The organism is Pseudonocardia sp. N23, from assembly GCF_002583555.1.
Taxonomy (GTDB): domain Bacteria; phylum Actinomycetota; class Actinomycetes; order Mycobacteriales; family Pseudonocardiaceae; genus Pseudonocardia.
This window is the reverse complement of the sequence record NZ_BEGX01000030.1, coordinates 1-8,384: the sequence shown is the minus strand read 5'-3', so window position 1 is coordinate 8,384 and position 8,384 is coordinate 1. Positions and strand designations below refer to the sequence as shown.

At 69.6% G+C, this 8,384-nt stretch carries 11 protein-coding genes; 3 read left to right on the top strand and 8 right to left on the bottom strand.

The genetic code is table 11. From position 1 onward, the window contains the following. Positions 1-161: 161 nt before the first annotated feature. From TOK_RS10530 to TOK_RS10495, 8 genes are all read right to left on the bottom strand, one after another. Complete coding sequence (locus tag TOK_RS10530; protein ID WP_098957645.1) at positions 162-1,340, bottom strand: site-specific integrase; 1,179 nt, start codon at positions 1,338-1,340, stop codon at positions 162-164. Beyond that, entirely contained in the window at positions 1,340-1,552 is a 213-nt protein-coding gene (locus tag TOK_RS10525) for a helix-turn-helix domain-containing protein (RefSeq protein WP_098957644.1), read from the bottom strand. Before TOK_RS10525 ends, TOK_RS10530 begins: the two co-directional genes overlap by 1 nt. Continuing rightward, positions 1,549-2,874 carry a replication initiator gene (locus tag TOK_RS10520; RefSeq protein ID WP_098957643.1) on the bottom strand — a complete coding sequence of 442 codons (1,326 nt, stop codon included), beginning with the start codon at positions 2,872-2,874 and terminating at the stop codon, positions 1,549-1,551. Before TOK_RS10520 ends, TOK_RS10525 begins: the two co-directional genes overlap by 4 nt. Further along, a complete protein-coding gene (locus tag TOK_RS10515; RefSeq protein ID WP_141566341.1) occupies positions 2,871-3,446 on the bottom strand; it encodes a hypothetical protein in 576 nt (191 codons plus the stop codon). Before TOK_RS10515 ends, TOK_RS10520 begins: the two co-directional genes overlap by 4 nt. Then, positions 3,443-3,658, bottom strand: a complete 216-nt coding sequence (locus TOK_RS10510; protein WP_098957641.1) for a hypothetical protein — start codon at positions 3,656-3,658, stop codon at positions 3,443-3,445. Before TOK_RS10510 ends, TOK_RS10515 begins: the two co-directional genes overlap by 4 nt. After that, positions 3,658-5,088, bottom strand: coding sequence for an FtsK/SpoIIIE domain-containing protein (locus tag TOK_RS10505; RefSeq protein ID WP_253258307.1), 1,431 nt, complete (start codon positions 5,086-5,088; stop codon positions 3,658-3,660). Before TOK_RS10505 ends, TOK_RS10510 begins: the two co-directional genes overlap by 1 nt. A gap of 2 nt (positions 5,089-5,090) precedes the next feature. Beyond that, entirely contained in the window at positions 5,091-5,297 is a 207-nt protein-coding gene (locus TOK_RS10500; protein WP_098957640.1) for a hypothetical protein, read from the bottom strand. A 360-nt stretch (positions 5,298-5,657) separates the two neighbouring features. Continuing rightward, on the bottom strand, positions 5,658-6,041 hold the full coding sequence (locus TOK_RS10495; protein WP_098957639.1) for a hypothetical protein: 384 nt from the start codon (positions 6,039-6,041) through the stop codon (positions 5,658-5,660). Positions 6,042-6,253: 212 nt separating this feature from the next. Between TOK_RS10495 and TOK_RS10490 the strand changes: the two genes are divergently transcribed. From TOK_RS10490 to TOK_RS10480, 3 genes are read left to right on the top strand one after another with little or no spacing between them, the layout of a single operon-like run. Further along, a complete protein-coding gene (locus tag TOK_RS10490; RefSeq protein WP_253258306.1) occupies positions 6,254-6,982 on the top strand; it encodes a hypothetical protein in 729 nt (242 codons plus the stop codon). Beyond that, positions 6,973-7,785, top strand: a complete 813-nt coding sequence (locus tag TOK_RS10485; RefSeq protein ID WP_098957637.1) for a protein phosphatase 2C domain-containing protein — start codon at positions 6,973-6,975, stop codon at positions 7,783-7,785. The genes TOK_RS10490 and TOK_RS10485 overlap by 10 nt, the downstream gene beginning before the upstream one ends. Beyond that, positions 7,778-8,212: an NUDIX hydrolase gene (locus TOK_RS10480; protein ID WP_098957636.1), complete on the top strand. Its 435-nt coding sequence runs from the start codon at positions 7,778-7,780 to the stop codon at positions 8,210-8,212. Before TOK_RS10485 ends, TOK_RS10480 begins: the two co-directional genes overlap by 8 nt. Positions 8,213-8,384: the final 172 nt, after the last annotated feature.

Genomic DNA, 8,384 nt, shown 5'->3' with positions numbered 1-8,384 from the left:
GCGGTAGCGCTGTTCGACCACGGTCATGTCCACCAGGGCCATTCCCGGCCTCCCCACCACCGTCGTCACGAAGGACGAGGAGCAGGAAAGCCGATCAGGCCCGAGCGTCAAGCATCAGGTGAGACCGGAACGTCAAGCATCAGCCGAGACCCGACATGCACCTACGGAAGCTCCGATGATAGGGCCTTCCCTAGTTTGTCAAGGGCGGCCTTCTTCTCGGCGAGGCTGCCGTGGGCGTAGACCAGCATCGTGACCTTGATGTCGCTGTGCCCGGCGATCTCGCGGACGACGTGCGGCGGGACGCCGAGGGCGAGCAGCAGCGACACGGCGGTGTGGCGGAGGTCGTGAAAGCGCAGCGTCCCGAGGCCGGCCTTCTCGCGGAGGTCTCGCCAGTACTTGCTCAGCGTGTAGGGCGACATCGGTGCGCCTCGTCGGGTGGTGAAGACGAAGCCGCTGTCCTCCCAACTATCGCCCGTGTCCGCTCGCTCGTCGTCCTGCCGCTTCCGGTGCTCGCGCAGAGCGGTCGCGACGACGTCCGGCAGCGGGATCACCCGCCGCGAGGTCCTGGTCTTGGGTGGCTGCAGCACGGCGCGCCCGTTGACCCAGCTCAACGACTGCCGGACAACGAGGCGGTTCCCGTCCAGGTCGACCGCGTCCCACATGAGCCCGAGCAGCTCGCCGCGTCGCATCCCGAGGACGATCGCGCAGACGTAGAGGGCGTAGAGGCGGTCCTCGGTGATGCTGGCGAGCAGAGCCCGCGCGGCGATCGGGTCGAGCCCGGTCCCGACGTCGTACTCGGGGTTCGACATCTTGACCAGCTTCGCCGCGTTCCGGGTGATCAGCTCCTCCCGGACCGCGTTCGACAGGGCGTTGCGCAGCACCGCATGCGCGAACTGGACCATCCGCTTGGAGAGCGTCCGACGGCCACCGCCGTGCCCGGTCGTCTCCTTCTCGCGCAGCACGGCGAGGAGGTGACGGACATCGGCCGGCCCCAGCTCGTCGAGCTTCTTGCGCCCGAGGACCGGCTTGATGTGGACGCGGACCATCGTCTCGTAGCCCGCGTAGGTCGTGGGGCGGAGTTCGGGCTTCACGACCTCGTCGAGCCAGTAGTCGAGGTACTCGCCGACGGTGGCGCGCTTGAGCGGACGACGGACGCCGGTAGCGGCCTTGCGGAGCAGATCATCGAGCGCGTCGCGCGCGTCCTGCCGCGTTCGGCCGTAGACGTAGCGTCGCTGCCGACCGCCGCCGACAACCGGGACGAACGCCGAGCCGACGTAGCGGCCATCGGTGCGTTTGTAGATCGATCCTTCGCCGTTCGCGCGCTTCCGTCCGGCGGCCATCAGCTCGCCTCTCGTTCGAGCTGAACCAGGCGCATGGCGTACTCGCGGACGGCGTCGACCGGGATGCGGCGCAGGTTGCCGATCTTCACCGACGTGATCTCTCGTGCAGCGATCAGCGTGAACACCCGGGTCCGGCCGATCTGGAGAGCCTCGGCGACCTCCTCGACGGTCAGGAAGACGCGCTCGATGGCGGGGCTGTCGTGGCGGGTCATGTCGTCTCCCTCGTGGTGCGCTGTTCTCGGATGCGTTCGGCGTGGGCGATGGCGAGTTCGCGGTCTGTCTGGGTGTGGTGGCCGATGCCGACGAGGTGCCAGTCGTTGACGACGATCACGGGCTCGTCGGTGGGGTGGCCGAGCTGGTCGAGCTGCTCGGCGAGGCGCCAGGCGCGACGTTCCCCGCGGATGACGCGGAACGTGGTGGAGTAGGCGCGGCTCTTGGTGAGGAAGTGGCCGCGGAAGCCGAGCATGTGCGCCCATTTCCGCAGGTTGAGGTCCGCGTAGGGACCAAGGCCGCCCAGCTCCCATGCGGTTTCGATCAGCCGCCGGTGGTGCGTGGCGAGCTGCATCCGCTCGAGGTGGGCCAGCGACCGGATCGGTCGGTCGGGATGCCCGTCGGTCTTGCCGGTGCCCTTGGTGGCGTACTTCGCGATGTAGCCGGCCAACCGGGCGTCGGTGATCTCGCCTATCTCGTCGGTGACCGCGTCGTGTGCGGAGGCCGTGATCTCGCGCAGGTCGAGCTGGGCGCCCCATCGCAGCGTGAGGACCGTGCCGTCCGGCCGCTCGACGTCGATGGTGGTGGAGGCCGCTGCCTCGCGGACGGCATCGTGCAGAGCGTCAGACGTGAGCCCGGGCGGTGGTGGGTCGGACGGGCCGTCGGGTCCGTCGGTGCGGATGGCCGCGTGGAAGTGGACCAGCCCGCGGCGCTGGTACTCGGCGACCTTTGCGTACGACAGGCGCGCCACCTGGCCGAACCGGCGTCCGGAGACACCCAGTCGAGCGGCGAGGGCACGACGCAGCGCGATGGCGAAGCGGTGCCAGAGCTTTCCGGCGTGGGCCTGCCAGAGCACCGCGGCCTGATAGTCGTAGGTGTCGTGGTCGACAGCCCCGCCGAGGTCGGGATCGTTGGCCCGGTGATGGCGCCCGCAGCTGCACGGGATGACCCGCCCGCGCGCGGTGATGCGGCGGGTGTGCACCGGCCCGAACGAGGGTGCGGTGAGGGTGAGGAACACCCGGGGCCGCTCCGTGACCGTGGCGGGGACCCCGCGTTCGTCCCCGGAGAGTCCGGCGCGGATCAGGTGGAACGCGTCGGCGGCGTAGCGGTCGGAACAGGCTGGGCAGACGGTCTCGCGACGATTCCCGCACGGTCCCCACACCTCGCCGGTCCGATGGGCGATGACGCGGCCGTCGTGGGTCGTGATCGTCGAGGAGCCTCGGAGTCGAACCGGGTGGGCGCAGCCGCCGGTGGCTTCCATCCGGGCTCGCCACGAGGTGTAGTCGAAGGCGCGGAGTCGATCGGTCAGGGCATGGTCGTTCATCCGTAGACCTCGTGTTCGTGCTCGATCTCGACGGGGTCGGCCCGGAATCCGTGGTGACGGGCGAGGCGTTCGGCCCCGGCGCGGTAGGAGCGGGCCCGGCCGATCACGTCGCCGGTCTCGGTCTCGACGAGGTAGGTACCGCTCTCGCGGATGATCGAGCCGGAGAAGTCACCGACGCTGCAGGTGACCAGGCCGAGGCCGGGGCGGACGACGTCGACATGGACGAGGAGCCGGTCGCCGGGCTGAGGTCCGGTGGTCGCGACGGCGGGGATGTCGACCGCGGTCGCGGATTCCGGTTCGGTTCGTCCGTCGACAGTGACGGTCAGGCGCGGGCCGTGGACGAGTCGGCCGGCGGTGAGCAGCTGGTGCACGGTCGCAGCCACGTCCGGACGGACCGGGAGGGCGTGTTCAGCGGCTCGGGTGCCGATGTGGCGGGTGTGCACCGACTCGTTGATGCCAACCAGCGCGTAGCCCGGGTCCCGCGCATCGCGGAGCACTCGATCGGTGAGGTCGTCGTCGAACAACATGTCCTGACCGGGTGCCTCACGGCCGAGACGGGAAGTGCGGGTCATCGGGTCCACCACCAGGAGTGGCGGGCCTCAGCGCCCCACTCGGCGGCGAGGGCGCGAGTCGTCTGCCACTCGATGAACACGGCGGCGACGACGGTCGCCCAGAACCAGCCGGACGACGAGCCGAGCACGAGCCAGAGCACTCCGACGACGGCAGCGAGGCCGAGGGTGACGCGCAGCCACGTCGCGGCGGCCCATCCGGTGACGGCCCACATCACGAGCCCTCCCCACGCGTCGCGATCGAGTGCAGCACCTGACCAGCAGGCGGGGCGCAGGCCGCGACGAGCTCGTCGATCTCGTCGTCGGTGACCAGGGCGGCGCGGACGCGGATCGGGAGACGAGAGCGCTGGTCGATGACGTAGCCGATCCCGGCGTGGTCCAGGTCGCCCGGGATGGCATCCGCGAGCGCCCCACGCTCACGGGCTCCGTCGCCGAGAACCATGTCGACGTGCGAGCTGGCGGTGACGCCCAGGCAGATGCGGGTCGGGAACAGCTCACGGACGTCGACGACATCCTTCGAGGGCTCTTGCACGTAGCCCATCACCGAGGTCAGACACGCGCGTCCCTGGGTGAGGATTTCCGCCAGCAGACGCAGGGCCTCGCGGACGTCGCCGCGCTCGCCGTAGGCGGTGAGCATGGCCAGCTCGTCGATCAGGACCAGGTCCAACGGCATGTCGGTGGTGGCGGACAGCCGGCGGAGCCCGTGTTCTGCCATGTGAGCCTGCCGGGCCTTCATCTCGTCGCGCACGGCCGTCAGCAGGGCGATGGCTTCGGCGGGAGTAGTGGCGTGGCGGTGGAACAGCGGCGCCCCGCGCCGGGTTTCGGCGCCGCCTTTGAGGTCGATGACGTGCAGCCGGACCAGGCCGTCGCGGATGGTTGGGCCCATGGCGCGCAACGGCGCCCAGATCAGCGACCCCTTGCCCGAGCCGGTGGCGCCTGCGACGAGCACGTGCCGACCGGGCAGCGCGAGGGTGAACGGGTGGCCGTACTCGTCATCACCGACGTCGAGGGCCGCGAGGTCGACCGTCTCGGAGTCGGTCGGGATCGCGGGAGCGGGGATCGGAAGGGCGAAGGGCATTTGACGCTCGACCACGACCGCAAGGACGCCCGGGCGGTGGCGCGTGACGGCGACGCGATGGGCGCCGAGCGCATCGGCGAGGGCTTCGATGCGGCCGGTCCACAGGGTGAGGTCCTGACCGCGCGTGATGCGCACGTGCAGGGTGTCGATCGAGCGGGTGGCCGAGCGGACCCGCATGACGCGAGGTGCGTCGACGCGGCCGGTGTGGTGGTTCTCCCGGGCGAGTCCGCAGTCGACGAGGACCGCAGCCCAACGGCGTCCGCGATAGGAGGTCCAGCGTCGCCACGCGGCACGCAGGGTCGGCGCGGCCCAGCGGTCGAAGGTGCGCGGGTGCAGACGGCCCCAGAGGGTCACGGCGAGGGCGAGTGAGAGGACGACGACGGTCGTCGGGACGAGACCGACGTAGACCCCGGCCACGATGAGGACGGTCGGCATCAGCAGGAACAGCGGGTTACGGGCGAACCATGTGAGGCAACGGAACTCACCGCCGACTCGGCGCGAGGAGTGCCGGACGACGTCGCGGTGGGCGAGGTGACGCATCGACGGGCGGGTGTGAGGCCGGGCCATGATCAGACTCCCTTGCGGATCGCGAGCTGAGCCAGGCGGAGACCCTCGGCGACGCCTGCTCGCCAGGCCTGCTCGGTGGGGACCTCCGGGGTGGCGGCGGTGAGGAACTTCCGTCGTTCACGGTCGAGGCGTCGGACGAGTCGGCCGACGCCGTTCGAGGGCCGGCGAACTCGACCGTGGGCGACGGGGGAGTGGGCGGTCAGCGACATGGCTCCTCCTCAGGAGTCGAAGCGGTGCAAGGGTTTTGGGCTCCGTGGCAGCGGGGACAGACGCCATCGCCGAGGCAGGCGGGACAGTCTCGGCCGTCGTCGGCGCCGGGGTAGCTGTCAGACGTCGTGCCGTAGCCGTCGCAGACGTCGCACGAGCCGGAGCCCGAGCAGTCGGCGCAGCGAGTCTGTGGTGGTCGAGCGGTGAGCATCAGGACCTCCGAGTCGGTCATGGCCTGTTTTCGGGCAGGGGGGCAGCCACTGCGGAATTGCGTGATTTGCCGAATCGAGGGATCGGCTGCCCCGTGCCCAGTCGCGACCGATCGGGGTCGCCGGACGTTCGGGCATAGCGGCCCCGGACGGCTACTTGTCGCCGTTGTTGCGCGGAGCCGGAGCGGGCGCCGCGTGCTTGATGCCCATCGCGCGCCAGGCCAGGCCAGAGGTGACTCGGCCAGCCGACTCGACCTGGTACGGCGAGACCCGTGCGTCGAGCAACTCGACCCGGACGTCCTCGCCGAAGTCGGGACCCGGGTCGGTACCCAGGGTCACCTTGATCTCCTCGCCCTTCGGGGCGCGCTCGCCCGTCTTGACCCGCAGCTTCGCGAACAGCGACACCGTGAACTGGGTGGCGCCGTCCCGATCGGTGACCAGAACCTGCTGGCCCTTCGCGTCCTCACGCATCTTCGGGGTCGGCGGCTCGACGATCGTCAGCTTGTAGCCACCGAGGTTCACTGGGATGTCTCGCATCGGTCCGTCTCCTTCAAGTGAGGTGTAGGCCCCTAAACACTTCGGAAATGCGTTGAGGGGGCTAAACAGATCGTGCCTGTCGATGATCCTCTTGTCAAGGGGCCTAAACTCGGAGTGTGGACGAGGAGTTCGAACGCTTGCGCCGGGAGCCTGACCCGGTGCGTCGTGGGCGTAGGGCGACCGAGCTTCTGGCTACCTACCAGCAGCGCTCGGTGGAACTCGCACGCCTGCGGCGGGCAGCGATCGAGGAGGCCCGGGACCAGCTCGGCGGCAGCTATACCGAGGTGGCGAAGGCGTTCGGCCTGACGAAGGGCCGGATCACCCAGATCCGCAACAGCGCGCCGCCCGCCCACCGCGCGTTCTTCGGGGTAGGCCCCCTCGACGTCGCAGTCGTGGGCCGGCGAATTCTCGAACGCGAGGACATGGTCATCGCCGCCGAGGACGATGCCGTCGGCAGTCACCTGATCGACGAGGTCGAGCAGCTCGCGTTCACCGCCGACCGACGGGTCATCGACCCGCGCGAGGAGTGGGAGCCGTCCGGCGACGCTGTGGTGGTGTGCGGTCCCGCATCGGCGCATATCGGCAACGCGCTCATGTCCGAGGACCAGGTCCTCGGGATGACGATCGCCGACGGGGGTCTCTGGTACATCGTCGATAAGACGACGGGGGAGCGGTTCAGCTCCCCGATGGACGACCCGGAGCCGCGTCGAGCATGCGTCGCCTACCTCGCGAGACACGTCCGCGACGGGCAAGTAGTCACCCACATCGCCGGTATCCACGCCCTCGGCTCGATCGGCGCGGCGCACTACCTCACGGAGCACCTCGCCGAGCTGTATGCCGCTCACCCCGAGGAGTCGTTCAGCATGGCGGTGGCTGCCGAGTTCGACGGCCTGGCACCCAAGAGCATCGACGTCCTTGTGCCGCCGCGCGCATGGGCCTGATCGTCTCGGCGGCATCACTGCCCGGTGGTGAGCCGCCAGGTCAGGACCGCTGGGGGACAACGTCGCGATCCGTGGTGGTCCTCGATGGCGCCACCTCCTACAGCCCAGAGGCGCCACCAGCCGACGAGTACGTCGACGTCCTGCTCGAGGCACTCCTTCGTCGCGTCGATGACGGTGACCTCCGGGAGCAACTCCGCGCAGCGTTGGCGGAGACGGTCGAGCGACTCGGCCTTACGCCCGGCGCAGCGCCCTCGTCCACGGTGCTGATCCTGCGCGCGGGTGACGAGCTCGTGGAGGTGGCCGCACTGGGCGACAGCACGGCGGTCATCGGCTTGCAGGACGACACGGCGGCACGCGTGAGCGACGACCGCCTCGACGACATCGCGGTCGAGCGGCGGGTCGCGTACCGGCGGGCGCTGGAGCACGGCGAGGGCTACGGCGAAGCTCACCGCACGCGACTGCGCGAGCTGCAGCGCAGCGAGCGCCCGTTGCGAAACCGGGTGGGCGGCTACTGGATCGCAGAGGCTGAACCGGCTGCCGCATACGAACTCGTCATCCGCACGTTCCCCCGCTCGACGGTGCGATGGGCTGTGCTGACCAGCGACGGCGTCCAGAAACACCTGGACAGGCTCGACGCCTGGTCTTCGGCTGCAAGTCTCGGCGACGGGGGCCTCGGCAGGCTCGTTCGCGACGCTCAAACCTGGGAGACGGAGGCCGACCCCGACGGGCGTCGTCTGCCGCGCTCCAAGCGTCATGACGACAAGACCATCGTCGTGTGGAGAGATGGGTCGACCGGTGAGTGAAGCCCCGACGCACTCGGTCGCAGTCGCTGGGGTCGTTGTCGACGCTGCCGGGCGGGTGCTGGTCGTCCAGCGTCGCGACAACGGGCGTTGGGAGGCTCCGGGCGGCGTACTCGAACTCGGCGAGACCTTCGAGCAAGGCGTGCGTCGCGAAGTCGAGGAAGAGACCGGCGTCGACGTCGAGGTCCAGCGCCTTACGGGCGTCTACAAGAACATAGAGCGCGGGGTCGTCGCCCTCGTGTTCCGATGCCGGCCGATCGATGGGACGCCACGCGAGACCGACGAGTCGCAGCAAGTCGAGTGGCTCACCATCGCTCAGGTCCGCGAGCGTCTGATACCGGCCTTCGCTGTCCGAATCGAGGACGCTCTGCACGACGGCGTCAGCGTTCGCGTGCACGACGGCGTCAATGTCGTAGACGCGTCCAACTAGGCCACCAGCCAAACACCGAACCACCTCACACCGAACCACCTCACACTAGGCATCACGATCCATCGGCAGCCGGCCGATCCGGACATGCGGCGTGCGGGGTTCACAATTTCTCTACCTGATCAAGGCGCCGGCTTCGCCGTCGCGCCGCTTCGCGCTGCCCGGGGCGTGCGGC

Bases quoted from the DNA above. Each gene is read 5' to 3' on its own strand.
- TOK_RS10500 (WP_098957640.1), bottom strand. From the start codon at position 5,297: ATGTCGCTGACCGCCCACTCCCCCGTCGCCCACGGTCGAGTTCGCCGG.
- TOK_RS10510 (WP_098957641.1), bottom strand. From the start codon at position 3,658: ATGTGGGCCGTCACCGGATGGGCCGCCGCGACGTGGCTGCGCGTCACC.
- TOK_RS10515 (WP_141566341.1), bottom strand. From the start codon at position 3,446: ATGACCCGCACTTCCCGTCTCGGCCGTGAGGCACCCGGTCAGGACATG.
- TOK_RS10525 (WP_098957644.1), bottom strand. From the start codon at position 1,552: ATGACCCGCCACGACAGCCCCGCCATCGAGCGCGTCTTCCTGACCGTC.
- TOK_RS10520 (WP_098957643.1), bottom strand. From the start codon at position 2,874: ATGAACGACCATGCCCTGACCGATCGACTCCGCGCCTTCGACTACACC.
- TOK_RS10505 (WP_253258307.1), bottom strand. From the start codon at position 5,088: ATGGCCCGGCCTCACACCCGCCCGTCGATGCGTCACCTCGCCCACCGC.
- TOK_RS10495 (WP_098957639.1), bottom strand. From the start codon at position 6,041: ATGCGAGACATCCCAGTGAACCTCGGTGGCTACAAGCTGACGATCGTC.
- TOK_RS10530 (WP_098957645.1), bottom strand. From the start codon at position 1,340: ATGGCCGCCGGACGGAAGCGCGCGAACGGCGAAGGATCGATCTACAAA.
- TOK_RS10485 (WP_098957637.1), top strand. From the start codon at position 6,973: ATGGGCCTGATCGTCTCGGCGGCATCACTGCCCGGTGGTGAGCCGCCA.